Annotated in this window: 25 protein-coding genes; 21 read left to right on the top strand and 4 right to left on the bottom strand. The window is 47.1% G+C overall.

Annotation, left to right across the window (positions count from 1 at the left end; translation table 11 throughout):
• Positions 1-267 precede the first annotated feature (267 nt).
• From AC50YO_RS19975 to AC50YO_RS19890, 18 genes are all read left to right on the top strand, one after another.
• Positions 268-882, top strand: a complete 615-nt coding sequence (locus AC50YO_RS19975) for an RNA polymerase subunit sigma-24 (protein WP_494849933.1) — start codon at positions 268-270, stop codon at positions 880-882.
• Between the two features lie 200 nt (positions 883-1,082).
• Positions 1,083-1,274, top strand: coding sequence for a hypothetical protein (locus AC50YO_RS19970; RefSeq protein WP_494849932.1), 192 nt, complete (start codon positions 1,083-1,085; stop codon positions 1,272-1,274).
• Positions 1,275-1,277: 3 nt separating this feature from the next.
• Positions 1,278-2,594 (top strand): phage tail sheath family protein, encoded by a 1,317-nt coding sequence (locus AC50YO_RS19965; RefSeq protein ID WP_494849931.1) that lies wholly within the window; start codon positions 1,278-1,280, stop codon positions 2,592-2,594.
• A gap of 1 nt (position 2,595) precedes the next feature.
• Complete coding sequence (locus AC50YO_RS19960; protein ID WP_494849930.1) at positions 2,596-3,060, top strand: phage tail tube protein; 465 nt, start codon at positions 2,596-2,598, stop codon at positions 3,058-3,060.
• A 33-nt stretch (positions 3,061-3,093) separates the two neighbouring features.
• Positions 3,094-3,516 carry a phage tail assembly chaperone gene (locus AC50YO_RS19955; protein WP_494849929.1) on the top strand — a complete coding sequence of 141 codons (423 nt, stop codon included), beginning with the start codon at positions 3,094-3,096 and terminating at the stop codon, positions 3,514-3,516.
• A 227-nt stretch (positions 3,517-3,743) separates the two neighbouring features.
• A complete protein-coding gene (locus AC50YO_RS19950; protein WP_494849928.1) occupies positions 3,744-5,810 on the top strand; it encodes a hypothetical protein in 2,067 nt (688 codons plus the stop codon).
• Positions 5,810-6,484 carry a LysM peptidoglycan-binding domain-containing protein gene (locus tag AC50YO_RS19945; protein ID WP_494849927.1) on the top strand — a complete coding sequence of 225 codons (675 nt, stop codon included), beginning with the start codon at positions 5,810-5,812 and terminating at the stop codon, positions 6,482-6,484. Before AC50YO_RS19950 ends, AC50YO_RS19945 begins: the two co-directional genes overlap by 1 nt.
• 7 nt (positions 6,485-6,491) lie before the next feature.
• Positions 6,492-7,460 carry an XkdQ/YqbQ family protein gene (locus AC50YO_RS19940; RefSeq protein WP_494849926.1) on the top strand — a complete coding sequence of 323 codons (969 nt, stop codon included), beginning with the start codon at positions 6,492-6,494 and terminating at the stop codon, positions 7,458-7,460.
• Positions 7,460-7,798, top strand: coding sequence for a DUF2577 domain-containing protein (locus tag AC50YO_RS19935; RefSeq protein WP_494849925.1), 339 nt, complete (start codon positions 7,460-7,462; stop codon positions 7,796-7,798). Before AC50YO_RS19940 ends, AC50YO_RS19935 begins: the two co-directional genes overlap by 1 nt.
• Positions 7,795-8,196 carry a DUF2634 domain-containing protein gene (locus tag AC50YO_RS19930; protein ID WP_494849924.1) on the top strand — a complete coding sequence of 134 codons (402 nt, stop codon included), beginning with the start codon at positions 7,795-7,797 and terminating at the stop codon, positions 8,194-8,196. The genes AC50YO_RS19935 and AC50YO_RS19930 overlap by 4 nt, the downstream gene beginning before the upstream one ends.
• On the top strand, positions 8,189-9,268 hold the full coding sequence (locus AC50YO_RS19925; protein ID WP_494849923.1) for a baseplate J/gp47 family protein: 1,080 nt from the start codon (positions 8,189-8,191) through the stop codon (positions 9,266-9,268). The genes AC50YO_RS19930 and AC50YO_RS19925 overlap by 8 nt, the downstream gene beginning before the upstream one ends.
• A complete protein-coding gene (locus AC50YO_RS19920; RefSeq protein WP_494849922.1) occupies positions 9,261-9,845 on the top strand; it encodes a putative phage tail protein in 585 nt (194 codons plus the stop codon). Before AC50YO_RS19925 ends, AC50YO_RS19920 begins: the two co-directional genes overlap by 8 nt.
• A complete protein-coding gene (locus AC50YO_RS19915; protein WP_494849921.1) occupies positions 9,842-10,123 on the top strand; it encodes a ketopantoate hydroxymethyltransferase in 282 nt (93 codons plus the stop codon). The genes AC50YO_RS19920 and AC50YO_RS19915 overlap by 4 nt, the downstream gene beginning before the upstream one ends.
• A 6-nt stretch (positions 10,124-10,129) precedes the next feature.
• The gene (locus tag AC50YO_RS19910) at positions 10,130-11,686 is read left to right on the top strand and encodes a hypothetical protein (protein WP_494849920.1); all 1,557 of its coding nucleotides are present in this window, start codon (positions 10,130-10,132) and stop codon (positions 11,684-11,686) included.
• Between the two features lie 57 nt (positions 11,687-11,743).
• Positions 11,744-12,037, top strand: coding sequence for a hemolysin XhlA family protein (locus AC50YO_RS19905; RefSeq protein WP_494849919.1), 294 nt, complete (start codon positions 11,744-11,746; stop codon positions 12,035-12,037).
• A gap of 4 nt (positions 12,038-12,041) precedes the next feature.
• Positions 12,042-12,386, top strand: a complete 345-nt coding sequence (locus AC50YO_RS19900) for a hypothetical protein (protein ID WP_494849918.1) — start codon at positions 12,042-12,044, stop codon at positions 12,384-12,386.
• 34 nt (positions 12,387-12,420) lie between these two features.
• On the top strand, positions 12,421-13,035 hold the full coding sequence (locus AC50YO_RS19895) for a M15 family metallopeptidase (protein ID WP_494849917.1): 615 nt from the start codon (positions 12,421-12,423) through the stop codon (positions 13,033-13,035).
• A gap of 165 nt (positions 13,036-13,200) precedes the next feature.
• Positions 13,201-13,335, top strand: a complete 135-nt coding sequence (locus AC50YO_RS19890; protein WP_494849916.1) for a sporulation protein YjcZ — start codon at positions 13,201-13,203, stop codon at positions 13,333-13,335.
• A 114-nt stretch (positions 13,336-13,449) separates the two neighbouring features.
• Here AC50YO_RS19890 and AC50YO_RS19885 read toward each other — a convergent pair whose 3' ends face one another.
• A complete protein-coding gene (locus AC50YO_RS19885; protein ID WP_494849915.1) occupies positions 13,450-14,439 on the bottom strand; it encodes a diaminopimelate dehydrogenase in 990 nt (329 codons plus the stop codon).
• Between the two features lie 206 nt (positions 14,440-14,645).
• On the opposite strand from AC50YO_RS19885, the gene AC50YO_RS19880 reads away from it, so the two are divergent.
• The 3 genes from AC50YO_RS19880 to AC50YO_RS19870 all read left to right on the top strand — a co-directional run bounded on the left by AC50YO_RS19880 (position 14,646) and on the right by AC50YO_RS19870 (position 16,456).
• Positions 14,646-15,668 (top strand): CobW family GTP-binding protein, encoded by a 1,023-nt coding sequence (locus tag AC50YO_RS19880; protein WP_494849914.1) that lies wholly within the window; start codon positions 14,646-14,648, stop codon positions 15,666-15,668.
• Between the two features lie 101 nt (positions 15,669-15,769).
• Positions 15,770-16,219: a hypothetical protein gene (locus AC50YO_RS19875; protein ID WP_494849913.1), complete on the top strand. Its 450-nt coding sequence runs from the start codon at positions 15,770-15,772 to the stop codon at positions 16,217-16,219.
• A 6-nt stretch (positions 16,220-16,225) separates the two neighbouring features.
• Positions 16,226-16,456, top strand: coding sequence for a hypothetical protein (locus AC50YO_RS19870; RefSeq protein ID WP_494849912.1), 231 nt, complete (start codon positions 16,226-16,228; stop codon positions 16,454-16,456).
• A gap of 7 nt (positions 16,457-16,463) precedes the next feature.
• On the opposite strand, the gene AC50YO_RS19865 is transcribed toward AC50YO_RS19870, so the two are convergent.
• The 3 genes from AC50YO_RS19865 to AC50YO_RS19855 form a co-directional block, all read right to left on the bottom strand.
• Positions 16,464-16,619, bottom strand: coding sequence for a hypothetical protein (locus AC50YO_RS19865; RefSeq protein ID WP_494849911.1), 156 nt, complete (start codon positions 16,617-16,619; stop codon positions 16,464-16,466).
• A 442-nt stretch (positions 16,620-17,061) separates the two neighbouring features.
• Positions 17,062-17,526, bottom strand: coding sequence for a RidA family protein (locus AC50YO_RS19860; RefSeq protein ID WP_494849910.1), 465 nt, complete (start codon positions 17,524-17,526; stop codon positions 17,062-17,064).
• A 48-nt stretch (positions 17,527-17,574) separates the two neighbouring features.
• A complete protein-coding gene (locus AC50YO_RS19855) occupies positions 17,575-19,179 on the bottom strand; it encodes an N-acyl-D-amino-acid deacylase family protein (protein ID WP_494849909.1) in 1,605 nt (534 codons plus the stop codon).
• Positions 19,180-19,185 lie beyond the last annotated feature (6 nt).

The following is a 19,185-nucleotide window of genomic DNA, read 5'->3' as shown; positions in this document are numbered from 1 at the left end:
TAATGGTATTTAAAATACTTGACGGTATTTATATTACCACATATAATGAAATTCACAAGCAGTTAGCTTCTCAATAAAACAAGAGTGTAATTCGTGAATCCGACAACAGATAAGCTGAAAATAGCTTGATTATCCGGTTATCGTAATTTCAATACTCCATTATTAGTTTATTGCTTGTGAATGGTAATGTCAATACCGATGGAACAGCTATATTTTTTTGATTACAAGGGTATTTATAATACCTATTAATAGAAGGAGGCTATTCTAATGAACATGGAGCAGACAGCAGTTGATCAGCTAAAAGCCTATAAGAGAATGGTTGCTAGAAAAAAGTTAATTGAAAGACAGCCGGTAGGAAGCGGGTTAACGATTAGTACCGTTTATGAGGATGACAAGCTGCAGGAGCTGCATCGCCAGCTGCGGGCTATGCCTTCTTATATGTACTTGAACAAACGTGAGCAGCAGCTTGAGCAAGTCGCGCAAGCTTATCTAGTTCAGTATCCAGCTGGCACGAAATCACAATTGAAACAGGTTCAACAGGCTCAAGGCGCTACGGCAGAGGATGAGAAGCTGCTTCGCGAGCTCAGCAAGAAGATTGAGAAGGTCATTGAAGCAAGGGCTGGGGCGGAGGCAGAGGGGTATGAAGGCGTCATTAATCGTCTCAGTGAGCTGCAGGATTTGGAGAGACAGCTGAAATCCATTGATAGGGCGATGGAAGCCCTTGAATCCTGCTTCCCTGATTATGAGCGTCTGCTCCGGCTTCGTTATATAGAAGGAAAGCCTGCGGAATATGTAGCTTCGGAGCTCGGAGTTGTAGATCGCACCTTCAGAAGGTGGCGGCAAAAGGCTTCCGTTGAACTTGTCCGGTTCTTGTCCGAATAGTGTCCGCTGCTTGTCCGATATCGTCCAAAAAACCGTGCTACTATGATATTGTGCAATAGATCATAAGCGGGGACGAGCGGTGGATACTACCGATCGTCCTTTTCTATTCATTAGGAGGGGGTGAGGACATGTAAAGGGCGATAGTCGAAAAGCTGATGGGCGATTAGAGGCTGGTATTCACACAATTGGAGGTAATGGAGATGAACATGCACGAGGAACCGCAAGACAAGGGCAAGGAAGTCAAATACAGGACGGCTCAACTGCTGGAAGCCAAGCGCTATTCGGCAGTGGAAAAGGACATTTTGTCTGCTGTGCTGGAAACGAACGCAACATACACCCATACAGAGGCGCAATTGAAGCTTGCAGCCTACTTGCAAAAGGAGGTCATGTAGATCATGGCTGGAGGAACTTGGACAACTCAAAATAAGGTAAGACCAGGTGTTTATATTAATTTCGTTGGGGAAAGAAAATCAGCGGCAGCCATTGGCGACCGCGGCATTGTATCGGTGCCGCTCGTACTGAACTGGGGGGCAGCAGGTAAGGTGCTTACTATTGAAGCAGGCACTAATGTATCAAGCTTGCTCGGTTATGATCTAAGCGCTCCTGAGCTGCTGCTTGTAAGAGAAGCCTTGAAGCGAGCGAAGACTGTGCTGCTCTATCGTTTGAATACGGGGACAAAAGCAACAGCCTCAATTGGCGGCTTGTCCGTATCAGCGAAATACGGCGGTATTCGCGGCAATGATATTACAGTTAGCGTGCAAGAAAACGTTGATAATGAGGCATTATTCGACGTAACCACTTATCTCGCAGATCATGCGGTTGACGTTCAGACAGTAGCGAATATCGCTGGGCTCAAATCGAACGATTATGTTGATTTCAGCGGTTCGGCTGCTCTAACAGCAGCGGCTGGCGTTCCGCTTGCAGGCGGTACGAATGGCTCGGCAACGAATCAGAATTATATTGACTACTTGGTGGACATTGAACTATACGATTGGAATACGATTGGATTGGTGTCTGATGATGCAACCTTGAAATCTATTTATGCTGCATTTGCCCGCCGCCTTCGTGAGGAGGAAGGACGTAAAGTACAAGTGGTCCTTTCTAACTATGCTTCTGCTGATCATGAAGGAATCATTAGCGTTAAGAATGGCGTAAAGCTTGCCGATGGCACTATCCTGAATGCTCAGCAAGCAGCCGTATGGGTGGCAGGTGCGACAGCGGGTGCTTCCCTTAACGAATCGCTTACTTATTCTGCTTATGAGGATGCTGTTGATGTAGATGTACGTTACTCACATGCACAGATTGAAGCTGCGCTTCTCGCAGGAGAGTTCGTTTTTACTGCCAATGGCGGCCGGGCGATTGTGGAGCAGGACATTAATACCTTAACCAGCTACGAGCCAAGCAAGAATCCGTCCTTCTCCAAGAACAGGGTGATTCGTGTACTTGATGGGATTGCGAATGATTTGAAGGAGCTGTTCGAGTCGGCTTATATCGGCAAAATCAATAATAATGCAGATGGACGCGGCCTATTCCGTGCGGAGTGCGTGAAATATTTGAGCCTGCTGCAAGCTAACAATTCGATTCAGAACTTCGATCCTAAGCTCGATTTGAGCGTTGCTCAGGGAGAGTCTGCAGATGCGATTATTATTGAAGTGAATATTCAGCCAGTAGACAGCATTGAAAAAGTATATATGAAAGTGACGGTGAAGTAAGATGGGATTTTTGAACGCAGGGGATACCATTTCCGGCCAAGAGGGCCGCGCATATGCGAATATTAATGGGCAATACGAAGAGATGTTCTACATTAAGACACTAGAGGCGAGCATTGAGAAGCAAAAAGCGGAGATTAAGACGCTTGGGCACCGCGGCTTGCAGCACAAGGCGACAGGCTGGTCCGGTACGGGCACTATGACGCTGTATTATGTAACCTCTAAGTTCCGTGAAATTATGATGGATTACGTGAGCAATGGCGTCGATAGAAGCTTTGATATCCAGATTATTAACCAAGACCCGACTTCAACAATTGGCACTCAGAAGGTAACGTTATATAACGTGAATCTTAATAAGGTCATTCTAGGCAAGCTCGACACGGAGAGCGAAGCGCTTGAAGAGGAATTGGAATTCACCTTTACCAACGTCTTTTATGAAGACTATTTCACTGCGCCAGCAGGCTTTTAATTTATAAAAATCAACTTACGGAGGTACACATTCATGAGCGATTTGAGTTTGTTTTATGCGCAAAATACAGGATCGGAGACAACGGAGAAATTCGTTGTCTCCGAAAGATTTAAGGATAAGGCAGGAAACGCGGTGCCTTGGGAGCTTAGCAGCATGACGGAAGCAGAGAACGAGGAATGCCGCAAGTCCGCTACCCGCAAGGTTAAAGGCAAGAACGGCGTATACACCCCGGAGACCAATACGGATGAATACTTGGCTAAGCTGGTCGTGAACAGCATTCAATATCCGAACCTGAAGGATGCCGAGCTGCAAAAGTCCTATGGCATTATGGGAGCGGAGAATCTGCTTCGCAAAATGCTGCGCCCTGGCGAGTATGCCTCGCTGGTTCAACGTGTACAGGAAATCAACGGCTTCAATCAGAGCCTGAACGACTTGGCGGATGACGTAAAAAACTAATTAAAGAGGGCGACGGCGAAGCGAATTACGCTTACTACGCCCTCCATGAGCTTCATATTCTGCCTCATGAATTAATACAAATGTCGCGCCGGGAGCGCGCTGCGATCTACGCGATGATCGACATCCGTGTCGAGAGCGAGAAGAAGCAGCGTGCCAAGGCGAAAAGAAAATAGACCGCGAACACGCCCTTTATGGGCGTTTTTGTTTGTGGTTAAGGAGGTGGGGGAATGGCAGCAGGAAACGGGAATAGTCCGATCATTGTACAGCAACGTATTACTACTGCGTCGAATGCATTAATCGTAATGGTCGGCATTCAAGCAAGGCTAATGACGCAAACCAACCAGACGCAAATTGTTTTAAGTGGATTTCGCACTGCAACACAGGAAATTATTCGAACGCAAACTGAAATTAATACATTAGCCGAGTCGATGAAAAATTTTCGAGAAGAGGTTCAGAAGCTTGGCGAGGAATTAAATAATATTCGCAGCTCGAACCCGCCGGGAGGGCCACCAGGCGGTCCACCAGGAGACCCGCCCGATGGAGGAGAGCCAACTGGTTTCTTCAATAAATTCGGAGCGGCATTTTCTAAAATTAGTGAACCTATAAGCAAAGCAATGAAGCAGATGACGAATATGGCTATTCAGGGTGCCATGGCAGAGCAGGAAATGAAGGATATGTTGATTGCGAGAACTGGCAGCAAGGAGATGGGTAGCGGTCTTTTTGAAAGTATAAGGCAGAGCTCTTTACGTTCAGGCTCAGGGGTTAAAGATGGAGTTAGCAGCGCCTTAACGCTTCTTCCGATGGCTCAAAATTCTGGGCAATTAATGCAGATGAATGATATGGCTCTTCGCATGGCCACGCTCGATCCGAAAGGCGGTGGAGTGCAAGAGGCATCGTTAGCGATCAAAGCGGCAATAGAAGGTGATACAGGATCGTTAGCAGAGCAATTCAATATTGCGCCAGCTCTTATTGAGCAGTTTAGTGAAGCAGCAGCAGAATTCTCCGATGCTGGTGATATGACAGGGTTCCTGAATGCTTTTGATACTATGCTAGAGAAGGCGAACATGGGAGAAGAAGCTATGGCAACGATGCTGGATAGTCCAATGAGGCAACTCACAACTTTAAAGCAATATATGCAGTCTTCCTTTGCTTCAGCAGGAGAAGGCGCTATTGCTTCCCTATCTCCATTGCTTACCTTGTTGATAGATTCGTTCGAGTCAGGGAGATTCCAGACCTTTTTTGATGTATTTAATGTTGGGCTGGGAATTGCTGCAGAACTCCTGAAAATGCTTGGAGAAGCTGCGTTATGGTTGTTAGATCCGCTGCTTAATTATTGGCCTGTTATTGCTGCTATGATGTTGGTTGGTCTATGGGCGATGGTTGCCCCTGTGGTAGCTCAGGCCGCGGCATGGCTGGTTACTCTGTGGCCGATCTTCCTGATTATGGCTGCAGTAGGTTTATTAATCGGTATTTTTATGGCATTTGGGGCAACAGCAGAACAAATCGTTGGTTATGTAGCAGGTTACTTTTCTGCACTGTTTGCAGGATTAAAAAATCAGTTCGCCTTTTTATGGAATATTATTTTAGCTTTTGCTGAATTTCTAGTCAATATTTTTATAGATCCCGTATATGCAGTGAAAAAGCTGTTCTATGATTTACTTACGAATGTCTCTGGCTTTTTCGAAGGAATGGTTAATACCTTTTTGAAAGGATTAAATTGGCTTCTTGAAAAAGTAAATGCGATTACTGGTTCGAAGTTTGAAATGATTGGCGAGTATAAAATTGCTGATCTTGAAGGGCTTAAGCCGGAGAGCAATAAAGATGTTATCGATTTGTCTAAATATAAAATTGATTATACTGATCCTGTAGATGCCTTTAAAAAAGGAAGCGACAAAGGCAAAGATATGGTGAGCGGTCTAAAAGATAAGGCAGCTAATTTCGGCGGCGATCTTAACGGCGGCAAGGGAGGATTTCCTTCTGGTGGAGGTGCTGGTAGTGGTGCAGGTGCAGGAGTTGGAGCTGGTGCCAGCCAAGCGAATAGCATTCCGAACGTTGGGAAAGTAGGCGAGGTCGGCCAGATCAACGACACCGTTGATATCGCCAGCGAGGATCTCAAGACGATGCGGGAGCTTGCGGAGATGAAGAACATTCAGAACTTCGTTTCGCTGCAGCCTTCGGTTAATGTTCAGACGGGTGATATTAATAACGGCTATGACGTGGATACGATTATTAATCGAATTGAGCGTTCGCTCAATGATCAGATCGCTTCGTCTGCAGAAGGGGTGTATGCTTAGTGATTACGAGCAGTTCAGGAGATGAATATAGAATATCGCTTAGCTACGACAACCAGAAGCAGTCTATCGTCCTTCCCGTCAATCCACCGGATATCCAGATTAGTGAATCTGGACAAAGCAGCAGCTATGAGGTGTCTGGCTTAGGGGAGATTAATGTGATTAAAAGCCCTAAGCTGACGGAGATCTCTTTCGATAGTTTTTTCCCTGCTATTCCGTATTCCTTCGTCAACCATCCAGAATGGATGAGGGCACCTGTTTATTATGTACGGATGATTAGAGAATGGATGCAAAAAAAACGCCCGATTCGATTCGTCTTTACGGGCGCTACGTTTAACCTGTCGCTTGCCGTAAGCATTGAGAAGTTCGAATGGCGAGAGGTAGCAGGCTCTGGGGATATTGAATACAGTATTTCCTTCAAAAAGTATGCTTTCTATAAAGCGAGACCCGTTATTATAGCGAAGGATAAAGGGACTGCGACGGCTAAGAAGGATCGTCCATCAGACAAGCAGCCTCCTGAGACCTACAAGCTCGTTGCCGGAGATTCGTTAATTAAAGTAGCCAGGAAGCAGCTTGGCAAAGAGTCGCGCTGGCCCGAAATTCAGAAGCTGAACGGTATTACCGAAGCGCAGCTCAAGAAGCTGCCAATCGGCATGATACTGAAGCTGCCGAGGTGAGACTGTAATGTTGGAGCTATTTCTTGATAATCGGGATGGGAAGGTATGGGATATTACGAGCCTCGTTCCTTCTCTAACCTATAAAACAAAACGGATCGGGGCTGCATCCAGCCTTGATCTGACCTTGCTTAAGGGGGCGCTTTATCAGCACAGCGGCTTCAAAGTGAATAATGGCGATGTTATTCGGTTCCGTAAGGACAAGGTCGGCGTATTCTATGGCTATGTCTTCGAAGTTGATATGAGCAAGGATGAGAGCATTTCAATTAAAGCTTATGATCAGATTCGCTACTTGCTCGGTAACGACACGTATGTTTTTAAAAATATGACTGCTACTGAGGTTGTGAAAAAAATAGCAGAGGATTGCGAGCTCGTTACAGGAACGCTTGCAGATACGAAATACAATATCCCCGCCATGGTTGAAGATAATAAGAAGCTGCTTGATATTATGTGCAAAGCGCTCGATTTGACGCTGATCAACGGCTATGGCAATTTCATGCTGCTGGATGATTTCGGCAAGCTGACAATTCGTAACATAGCGCAGATGAAGCATGATTATGTGATTGGCGATTGGAGCTTAATGCACGGATATAGCTATAAGCGCTCAATTGATAGTGACACCTTCAACCGCGTGAAGATCGTCAAGGACAACAAGGAGACGGGAAAACGTGAAGCTTATATAGCACAGGACAGCGCTAATATCGCCAAGTGGGGAAGGCTGCAATATTATCATAAAGCGGATGAGAATATGAACAGCGCTCAAATTGATGAAATGCTGAACCAGTTAACCCTATTGAAGAATCGGGAGACGAGAAGCCTAAGCATCGAAGCGCTTGGTGATATTCGTGTGAGGGCAGGAAGCTATGTTCCTATCGTAATCAAGGATCAGGAGATTCAAGAGTATTTTCTAGTAGATGCTTGTACGCATAAGTTCGATGCGGATGTGCATACGATGAATCTGGAATTGAGGGTGATTTAATGGCACTATTGGAGACAATCAAAAAAGCAGGGGCAGCCGCTTATGCTTCTGGCAACCCTATGGCCGTTATGGTTGGGAAAGTAACCGCAACGAATCCTTTGGCAGTAAACGTGGACCAGCGTTTTACTTTGCCAGAGGATTTTTTAATTATACCGGAAAGCTTGACGAGCTTTGAAGTAGACCTCGCACATACCCATGCGATAGGTTCAAGCCAGACGGATGAGGCCTTGACGGAGAAGCTTGTTATTCGGCGCGGGCTCGAAGCGGGCGATGTGGTATTGCTCTTGCGTGTGCAAGGCGGACAGCAGTTCGTCGTCTTGGACAGGGTGACTCGATGATACCTCAGGGAGCCATAATTGGAGATTTGCTGGTCGATGAGACATCGCAGACGAGTCGAACCTATCGACTTGATTTTGCAAGCAAGCAGGTAACAGGCATGACAGATGGACTCGAGGCTGTTAAGCAGGCGGTCTATAAAATACTGCAGACGCAAAGGTACGAGCACTTCATATACAGCTTCGACTATGGGTCAGAGCTGCAAGGCCTAAGCGGAGATATTCAGGTGCTGCTGCGTTCGGAGCTGGAACGCCGTATTCAGGAAGCGTTGCTGCAGGATGATCGAATTGAGGAAGTGATTGATTTCAACACGGAGATGAACGGAGATACAGCAGTTTCTACCTTCACGGTCGTCTCTATCTTTGGAAGCTTTAACGAGGAGGTGAGCAGAGATGTATGAACAGATGACCTTTAGTTTTATTTTGGAACGAATGCTGGATCGAATTGAGGATACGATTGATAAACGGGAGGGCAGCGTGATCTATGATGCGCTTGCCCCGGCAGCAGCCGAATTATCAGAGCTGTATGCGGAGCTGGATGTGAATCGTGTGCTTTCTTTTGCCGATACGGCAAGCGGGGAATGGCTGAGTCGGCGTACATCGGAGTTCGGCGTGAATCGCAAGCGGGCTACCTTTGCTGTAAGACAGGGGAGATTCTTGGATAACAAGGATGCGCTTGTCGATGTGCCCGTAGGCAGTCGATTCGCCATTGAAGAGATCAGGTATGTGGTAATCAGCAAGCTTTCAACAGGATTATTTGCTTTGCAATGCGAGACGGCGGGCTCGATTGGCAACAGAGCTTTTGGAGCGATGCTCCCTCTAGTGTATACGAATGGGCTTGCGCATGCTGAGCTGATGGATATTCTCATTCCTGGTGAGGATGAGGAAGAGGATGAAGCGCTGAGGGCCCGTTACTACGAGATTGTGAATGAACCGGCTTTCGGCGGTAATATTGCAGATTACAAGCAGACGCTTAATGCAATGGACGGCATCGGCGCCTCCAAAGTCATTCCGGCATGGAATGGGGGAGGTACCGTTAAGTGCGTCCTTATTGCCGCAGATTGGACGGTACCGTCATCTTCTCTAATTGATGAGGTACAGACGAAAATTGATCCGACTATGAACAGCGGGGAGGGTGCCGGTCTCGCGCCAATTGGGCATCAGGTCACCGTTGTTGGGGTGCAGAGCGGGACTGTCGACTTTAGTACGACGGTGACGCTGGCCTCGGGCAAGACGATTGGACAAGTGAAATCTGAGATTGAAGAGGTTATCGCTTCTTATTTGTACGAGCTGCGCAAGGATTGGGCGAATCAAGTTCAGCTTACGATTAGGATCGCTCAGATCGAGGCGAGAATTCTTACAGTAGCTGGAGTTGACGACGTCTCAGGAACGATGATTAATGGCTTAGCTGCCAATGTAACACTTGGAACGGAACAAATACCGCTCTTAGGGACGGTGAGCATCCATGGCTAATCGCATTCGGCAGCATTGGCCTGCTTATTATGAGGAGATAGCTGATTTCCTGAAGCTGGCGCACACGGAAGAGGAGGAGCTGAACCTGCTCCTTCAAGCCATTGACGAGCTGGAGGATAATCAGTTCGTTCTTACTTCGGATTACTCCGCTATCAAGCGTCGAGAAAATATGCTTCAGATTCAAGCAGATCCGAATACAGAGTCATTGGATTTTCGCAAGCGCCGCATTTTGAACAGATACCAGACGAAGCCGCCGTTTACACTGCGTTATTTGCAGGAGCGGCTTGATTTTCTTGTCGGGGCTGGAAGAGGAACAGCTTCTATGAACTATGAGCGCTTCCTTTTGACAGTAACAAGCTCAATTGATAATGCAAATATATTCAAAGAAGTCGAACGAACGGTGTTCGCGGTCAAGCCCGCTAACATCGTCTATCAGCAGCGGACGGCGCTGAATTCCAGTATTCTTCTTGAAGAGCAAATCTTCATGTATCCCTTAGTGCGTGGAACGAGGTTGGGCAGCTGGCAGCTCGGCCATACGCCGTTCGCAGAATTAGGACCGGAGGTGATCGTGGGATGATAACATCAGCTTTTAAACATCAGGTAGCAGAGTATGTAAATGAGAATATCACCAAGGTTGTGCTCAATAGCGGTGATTATGAGATAACGGAATTTAAGGTGAAGTCGGTAACGGATCAGACACTCGCTCTGAATTATATGATTCCAAGCGGCTCCGTGGAGCTCGTAACAAAGATAGAGCTGCAAGGCGTGGACAATGTAATCAGCGTTAATGAGGTCAACATTCCGATTGCATCGGATACGGTCATGGTCCAGACGATATCAGTGAAGGAGGCATAGGGAAATATGGCAAAGACGAATTGGCAGTACGATGAAATTGTTACTGAGGCGGATATGAACCAGATAGGGCAAGAGATTAATGAAAACCATGCAGCTATTGGCGATATATCGAGTGTGCCAACAATAGAAAAAAATGTTACTGGAGCAATAACAGAGCTTTTTACAAATGTCGTTAATGGGAAGAACAAGATTGTCGGGGCCATTATCGACATGGAGGGTAGTGCAGATCCTGACAACACATTCCAAGAGTTAGCCGATCATATTCGAGCGATTAAAACGGGTATAGACACTAGCGATGCAACAGCGGTTGCTGCTGATCTGCTTAGCGGAAAGATTGCGTATGGCGAAAATGGGCAATTGGTAGGTACAATGCCTAATCGTGCGGCCGCTTTATTGAATCCAAGCGGGTTAGTATCTGTTCCAATTCCAGCTGGGTACCACAACGGAAACGGCAAAATTGCAAAGGTTGAGGTGCCAGCTGCAGGCGTGTTGTCTGGGTATACAATTGCAGGAGTACCCGGCACGATGCCTAATTGGTCAGGGGTACAACCGCCAAGGGGACCGAGTGCGAGATGGGCTAATGGTGACTTGGCTGTCTACCTCAATCCAGGCTATTACGACACAGAGATACGTGTCCCTAAAAGTCAACTAACGGCAACAGGAAATTATAGTTCTGGCGATAATATACCAGCTGACAAATTTAATGCTGCTATTATGGGATATATCCCCGTCACATCTGGCAACCCATATCCGTTATGGGCAGCGGGATCGGAAATTATAGTACGTACTAACTACATTCCAGGGGCTATACGTAAGCACGCTGCATCAGGCGCAGAGACAGCATCTTCCCCCGTATATGAGTTGCGAGGTTATGTGCATGACCACATAAATAACGTAGTCTATGCACTTAATTATAACAATCCAAATTACAGTCTGGTTAAGTTTAACGCTAGCACACTTGCTTTGATTTATAGCGTCAACTTAGGTACGAGTTATTATTGTATTGGCTCGTATGGGGATTTCGTCTTTTTGGGCGGTACTAATAAAATCGAAAAGCGCAACGCTAGCAACGGCAGTTTAATCTGGTCACGGGTCCCACCGACTATGTATCCTTATAATATTTGCGCTAACTCTGACGGGGGAGCGTCGTACATTGATCTTAGCAACTATGTGGGCAAGGTATCCCCTGACGGCAATGCGTTTACAATCTCTGCAGCAGCCATGGAGGGAGCGGAATATCGTGCACAAAGTTACTATGTGTCAAACTATCGTTTTTTAAATAACGGGCGTATATTCGACACATCAGGGGGAACCCCCTATTTGGTTTCTTATACTGGTAGCACAGAAGCCGTTCCGTCAAATGACGGAAATTTTGTTTTTCACAATACTACAGATGTAGTTAAGGTTAACGGATCGGGTGCATTGATAAAAAAACTAGCATACGCGCCTGGCGGCGATAGTGCCATTATGGACCGTCATACAGGTGATGTCTACTTCCGCTTAAAACGTGAGTCAACTAGCTATCTGATAATTAAGGTGCTAAGCGGCATGACACTTATATAAGGTCGTTAAGGTTAGGGCTTTGCTTAGGTGAAGTTTTATTTTGGAGGAGGTATAGGAGTGGGTACACCAGAGGTACAAATGATGAGTGGGATCGCTGTTAAAGTAGGAAAACTAGAGACAATGCAGGAGGCTAACACCAGAGCAATAGGAGACATGGCAATCGGTATTAATCGGTTGATTGAAAGGTTTGACAAGTCAGATGATATTGCAAAAGAAGCACATATGAGCGCAAGATCCGCTCATCATCGGTTGAATGAGATGCAGGACAATCAGAAGTGGCTCTGGCGTACCGTTGTCGGCGGAATAATCGTTGGAGCTATTTCATTTCTATGGAAAGGAATAGGGCTATAAGCAAATGAATGAACAGCTGTTTAGTTGGGAAGCTCTCTCTGCGATGGGGGGAGCTTCTTTGTTGACTTTTTTCATCGTGCAATATTCCAAAAGCTTGTTGGATCGCTTCGCCGGCAGCTGGCTGCCGACCGATGTGTATGCGGTGATCGTAGCTTTCACGATTCTTACCCTAGCGCAGCTTGCATTGGGAGCAGACGGGCGAGATTGGCGTTTGTATGGCCTGACCTTTGCCAATGCTTTTCTGGTGGCAGCAGCTGCCGGGCAAATCCAGTACAAGTCGGTCAGCCCTCCGGGCAAGGTGGACAAAGAAGGAGGGACATTATCTGCGCCTGACAGTAGAACAGATTAAATTTAAATCCGCTCCAAGGTGGGAAGGCTTGCTTATGCCCGTGCGAGCTGCGGCGGAACGATTAGTTGAACGCTGCTATGATCGAGGTGTGCCAATCCTCATTACACAAGGCTTGCGTTCCATTGCAGAGCAAGAGGCTTTATATGCGCAAGGGCGGAGTAAGCCAGGTCCAATTGTGACGAATGCGCGCGGCGGCTACAGCTATCATAATTTTGGAGTAGCGATTGATTTTGCTTTGCTGTCGCCAGATGGCAGGCAGGTGTACTGGGATACGAAGCGTGATGCTGATTGCGATAAGATTGCAGACTGGGCGGAGGTTGTGGAGGAAGCGAAGCTGCTCGGGTTCGAGTGGGGCGGGGACTTCCGCTCGTTCAAAGATTATCCCCATCTCGAAATGCCGTTCGGACTGACAATTGCTCAATACCGGGCAGGCCAGCGGCCTACAAACTTTCAGCTTGCAATGGCGATGGATCGAATTGCGAAAGGGGATAAGTATATAATGAACGCCCAGGATGCTAATGAAATCATTAAGCTATTCCTAGCTCCGATGTGGGCTGCTGCTAAGAAAAAAGGCGATTCAGCAGGCATGAAGGAAGCTAATCGTCTCGCCAACGAACTGCGCAAGGCGAGCAGACAAGCACCGCAATAAATATACTAAAATCCGGGGATGCAGTAGTTCTGCGTTCCCGCCTACATAATGCCGAGTGTGACAATTCGGCTAAAAAATGAGCAAGAGCACAATTTTATCATTCGCCTATACGACTTGGGTTTTTTGACATAGGATACTGTACATTAATTAAAAGGAGATGAACAAATGAGCTACGGAGTAGGAAACGTTGGTGGTGCAGGATATGGCGGTTGCGGCGGTTACGGTGGTTTTTCAAGCCTCGGTATAATTCTTGTCCTCTTCATTCTGCTGGTTATTATCAGCCGTTCGATCTTGTTCTAAATAACACTCCATTAATTGCTGTAACTGCGCGCACACGAAATAGTCCTCATAGGTAATCAAAAACCCCCGAACGCTCATTGCTGAGAGGTTCGGGGGTTTTTGTCTATTTATATTTTACAGCAATTCGCGGCGAAGCTCTTCAGCTGATTTCGGAGACAAGCTGCCGTAAGGAATATCGAATACTGTTTTGGCGCCTGTTTGTCCATCATTGCTTAAGCGGTAAGCCGCTCTTGCATAAGCGACAAGTACGCTTGCTGTAAATTCTGGATTGCTCTCAAGCTTCAAGCCGAAGTCGATAATTTGCTTCGTGCCTTCACCAGTTACACCGCTGCGAATAACGAAGCCGCCATGCGGCATGCCAGCATGCTCTGTGCGAAGCTGTTCTTCTGTAATGAATGTAACCGTCGTGTTGTAATCGGAGAAGTAGTTTGGCATGGAGACAATCGTCTCACGAATTTGCTCTTGATCAGCGCCATCTTCTGCTACCACATAGCATTCGCGAAGATGCTTCTCACGAGTTTCCAGCTCAGGCGTTTCGCCAGAACGGATACGATCGATTACTTCTTGAACAGGAACGGTGTATTGTACGCCGCCTTTAACGCCAGGTACACGGCGAATTGCATCGGAGTGGCCTTGGCTGACGCCTTTGCCCCAGAACGTATAATCTTTGCCTTGTGGAAGAATAGCTTCTGCCAGCAAGCGGTTAAGGGAGAATAGGCCTGGATCCCAGCCAGTAGAGATAACGCTTAGTGTACCGCTCTCTTTAGCTGCTTTGTTAACCGCATCGAAGAATTCAGGGATCTTCGCGTGTGTATCGAAGCTGTCTACTGTATTGAACATGCTTGCGATGAAAGGAGTTTGCTCAGGAAGGTCAGTAGCGGAACCGCCGCAAAGAATCATTACATCCACTTTGCCCTTATATTGTTCTGCCGAGGAAATATGCTCGAAACGGGCGCCATTTGCACCGGACGCCAGTTGATCAGGTTGTCTGCGAGTGAATATGGCTACAAGCTCCATATCCGGATTTTGGGAGATTGCTTTTTCAACGCCTTTACCAAGATTACCGTAACCTACGATACCAATACGAATAGTTTTATTGCTCATTTTAGTTCCTCCTCAAATAGATGGCACTTCATGTACATAACATTAGTATATAGATGTCACATAAAATGTAAACGAAAAACATGCTAAATACACAATTTTGGCGAATTTCGGCAGGATTGATTTCTTTTAAAGCCGTAACTATTACGATATAATGTTAGTAAACGTGTCATTTAATGACTTAAGATGAAAAGAAGGTATGGAGCGAAATGAATAATAACAACACAATTATTCCTGTTCATTTGTTATCAGGTTTTCTCGGCAGCGGCAAAACGACCTTGCTGACTCAGTGGCTGGCACACTATCAAGCACAAGGCTTGCGGGCAGCTGTCATTATGAATGAGCTTGGCGATATTAACTTGGATGGGCAAATGGTAGGGGACGAGGTTCCGATGTCGGAAATGCTGAGCGGCTGCATTTGCTGCACGATTCGCGGCGACCTGAGCATGGAGATCAAAGCACTGGTCGACGAGCACCAACCCGACGTTATTCTCATTGAATCAACTGGGGCCGCTAATCCTATAGAAATTCTCGATGGAATAACGGAAGCAGCGATGTATTGCCGGATCGAGCTTCGATCTGTTGTGACCGTCGTCGATGGGCCGGAGCTGCTAGTGCGCAGCCGCAATGGAAAAGGGCGTACGTTCAAGTTAATGCAGGAGCAGATACGCTGCGCTACCCGCTTATTGTTGAATAAAGTGGATAAGCTCGGTCCAGAAGAGCTGGTTGAGGCGCAGCAGCTGCTGCGGGAGCTCAATGCACATGCCCCTTTAATTGCGACTATTCGTTGCAGTATAGATGAATGGAGCTGGATTGAAGCAGGAGAGCATGCTGCACAAGTGGAGCGAGCAGCGGTGTCCTGTGTTGAGGATCATCAACATACGGAAGCTTGTCGGCATGAAGCTGTCGGAAATTCCGATGATCGGCATCATTCGCATGATCATGTCATGGTCAGTACGCATTATTTGACAGGGCCGGTTAATAGCGAGCAATTCGAAGCGATGCTGAAAGGCTTGCCCAGCAGCATTTACCGGGCCAAAGGAATCGTAACCTTCTCAGATACTGCGAGCAGATTTCTATTCCAATATGCTTATGGCGAGACCGACTTTATGCGGATTACGCCTCAAGGCGATGTGAATGACGTAGCCGTCTTTATTGGGGAGCATTTTTCCAAAGCTTTACTTCTGGAGGAGCTTAACAAGCTGGACGGATATACGGCCATACAAGAATAGTGTCTTCCATGATTATTCAATCGGATGCTTGGGAAAAATAACCGATAAGGAGCTTGCCGAGCTCTTGGCATCACGAGATGAATAGAAGGGAAGGCACATCAATGAAAGCAAAATGGTTCGTTACACTAGTAGCTGCAGGCTTGCTGTTGTCAGCTGTCCCAGCGTATGCGGCTCATCCACAGGAGCATTCACCGGAAGCGAAGGATCATCATCATAAGTCGCATATGTCTGGAAAGGCCTTCGAGGAGCATCAGCTTGCTAGGCTTCGTTACATGGCTAATTATTTTGGAATCGCTACAGAAGGCAAGACAGCAGAGCAGCTGAAAAGTGAGCTTGAAGTAGTGAAGAATAAGGATAAAGCGAAGTGGGAAGCTTTCAAGACGGAGCATCAAGCGAAGATTCTAGAGCATCTTCGTAAAAAAGCGGCCGAGCGGGGCATTGCTACAGAAGGCAAGTCCATCCGGCAGCTCCGTGAAGAGCTTTATCCGAGACCTCACTCTGATCATCATCACAAAGAGGATGGCAAGCAGCAGAAGACTGGCGTCCAATAAAATGATGTGAGTAAGCAGTTCTGCTCACTTTATGGGAATATGGTAAATACTCAAGAAATGGCGATGCAAAGGAGATTATCCCTCGCACCGCCATATTTGTTTGGCAGTCTTTTCGAACAAGTTAGGGGCGAGCGCAAGCCGCCTGAGTCTCAACGTTTCTTTGCCGCAGGCCTCGAAGCACCAGAACATCGGAATCCCCAGTTGTTTCTGATTTATCCGAATCTACGCCCCGCCTAATTCTTTTTCACACGCCAGCTTGAATCTTTGACTTCGACCCTGTCGTTTCCTTGCTGCCAGAACAGCTATTGTCGCCCAGTCGCAGCCATACACGTCGATGTTTCTGCGGCTTCCTCTCATATCCTCCATTTAATAGGGCAATATGGTTATCTTTCAAACGCATGAGAAGGAATGTCAGGCTCCTGCAGCTGTACCAAACGCCGCCCTGAACAAAGAAAGGGCTTATCTGCAAGGCAGCCCTCCACATTAAAGAAGGAAGGGCATGCACAAATTCTTGAACACTTTTACTCTATCTCCCTGCTTATACAGGTAAAAAGGAGCAATAGCGAAGGGAGGTTCATTAGTGGAGCAGCTCTGTTCCCGACTAGGGCATCCAACTGACCTTATCTCCCATAGTCCCTTGTATGAAGCCTATCTTTACGAAAAACGCTTCATACAATTGCGTAAGCTCTTCTTATATTCCATCTGTAGCCTGCTTGAAGGATATAGCTCAGCTCCTAGAGGTTCTCTAGGTTTCAGCCCTACTAAAAATAATGAATAAGCAAAAAGGCAATCCCAAAATTATGGAGATGATTTTGGGATTGCCTCTCTTTCATTGATGAGTACTAGTCGCGAATCTCAGCAATTAGTTCAATCTCAACTGGCGTGTGGAACGGAAGATCGCTCGTGCCGATAGCAGAACGTGCATGGCGGCCATTTTCTCCGAATACTTCGATAAGCAGCTCAGATGCGCCATTAATAACATAAGGCTGATCGCCAAAACCTGGTGCGCTGTTAACGAAAGCAAGAATTTTTACGATTTTGACAACGCGATCCAAGTCACCAAGGTGAGCTTTCATTGCACCGAGCAGGTTGATAACAACTTGACGAGCCGCAGCTTGGCCTTGCTCGATTGTCAGGTCTGATCCTACTTTTCCTTCGTGCATAAGCACGCCATCAATACGGCAGTCGAAGCCCGAAGTGTAGATCAGGTTGCCTGTTTGATTAACAGGAACGTACAGAAATTTGGGAGCGGTTTGCTCCGGAAGTGTAATACCTAGCTCAGCAAGACGTTTTTCGATTTTAGACATAAAATAATTCCTCCTAATAGTGGTTTGGGTTCGTTATCATTCTTAAAATTAATGCGTGCAACAGCGATGAGCTCGAATAAGCTGACCATCGCGTCTATGCGTGTGCACCCCGTTTTGCAAGGTTAGCTGTCCAGCCACGACGACATGCGAGATGCCGGTTGGATATTGGCGCGGATCTTCGAAAGTCGCTGTATCCTGAATGGTATGAGGATCGAATACAGTAAGATCAGCCGCATAGCCCGGAACGATAAGGCCGCGTTTGCCCAGCTTGAAGCGCTGCACAGGGAAAGAAGTAAGCTTGCGAACCGCTTGCTCAAGCGATAACGTCTTCTCTTCGCGTACGTATTTGGCAAATACACGAGGGAAGGTACCGAATGTGCGTGGATGCGGCTTGCCCGTCTCACAGTTCAGACTATCAGAAGCAATGAGTGATTTCTCATAGCCAATGACTTGCTTCACATCATCATCCGACATATGGAAGTAGACGATCGCAATTTGTCCGTTCTCCTCAAGCAGCAAATCCATCATGCAATCAACAGGATGCAGCCCGCGCAGCTCGGCTACCTCTGCAATTGATTTGCCTTCCAGAGGAAGATTAGCTTCTGTCTGCATGGACGAAATAATAACGCTCTGCCAGCCAGTTGAGCAGATCAGGTTATCCCAAGAATCTTGCTCATGGCTTAGTTCTTCCTTGATCTTAGCCCGCATCTTGGCATCCCGGAAGAGTGCCAGCGTGGATTCGATCCCGCCTTCAAGTGTCCAAGGAGGAAGTACAGTAGTCAGAGTAGTTGAGCCTGCAGCATAAGGATAGACGTCAACCGTCACATCCATGCCGCGTGCCCGGGCATCCTCAATCAGCTCAAGAGCTTGCAAGGCTTTTCCCCAGTTGGCGCGTCCCGCTGCCTTCAAATGGCTGATATGAAGCGAGATGCCTGCACGCTCAGCAATCCAGATCACTTCCGCTACAGAAGGGAGCAGATTATTACCCTCACCACGAATGTGGGTGGACAGCAGCCCATCATATTTCGGAAGTACGCTGCACAACTCAACGAGCTCCTCGCGGGAAGTGTAGCTGCCTGGTGCATAGAGCAGACCAATGGACAGGCCAATCGCGCCAGCTCGCATGCCTTCTTCAAGAAGCATTTTCATCCGGCGAATCTCATCGGCAGTTGCCGGGCGATTCTCAAAGCCCATGACTGCGATTCGCAGAGCGCCATGTGCGACATAAGTAGCGACATGCTCAGAAGGATTGGAGCGGCTGAGGAAATCCATATATTGACCAACTGTCTCCCATGGCCATTCCCAGCTTGTGTTGCCTAGTACAGGCTGAACATAAGTTTGCAGCAGCTCCGCCTTGTCGCGAATGAATGGAGCGGGAGCTAATCCACAGTTGCCGACTACCTCAGTCGTAACCCCTTGCTGCATTTTGATTTCACTGTAGGGGTGATCAATAATCATTAAGTCTGAGTGGCAGTGTCCGTCTATAAATCCTGGAGAAATGACCTTACGGCCCACATCAATAACTTTCTGTGCTTCTTGGTCAATGCTTCCTACTGCAACGATGATGCCGTCTTTGACGCCTACGTCGCCGCCGTACCAGGGATTGCCGCTGCCATCAACAATTCGTCCGTTTTTTAATATAAGATCCAGCATAATGAG

Source organism: Paenibacillus sp. J22P59 (assembly GCF_059383895.1).
The sequence above is the reverse complement of the archived record's forward strand: the minus strand, read 5'-3'. Positions and strand labels throughout refer to the sequence as shown.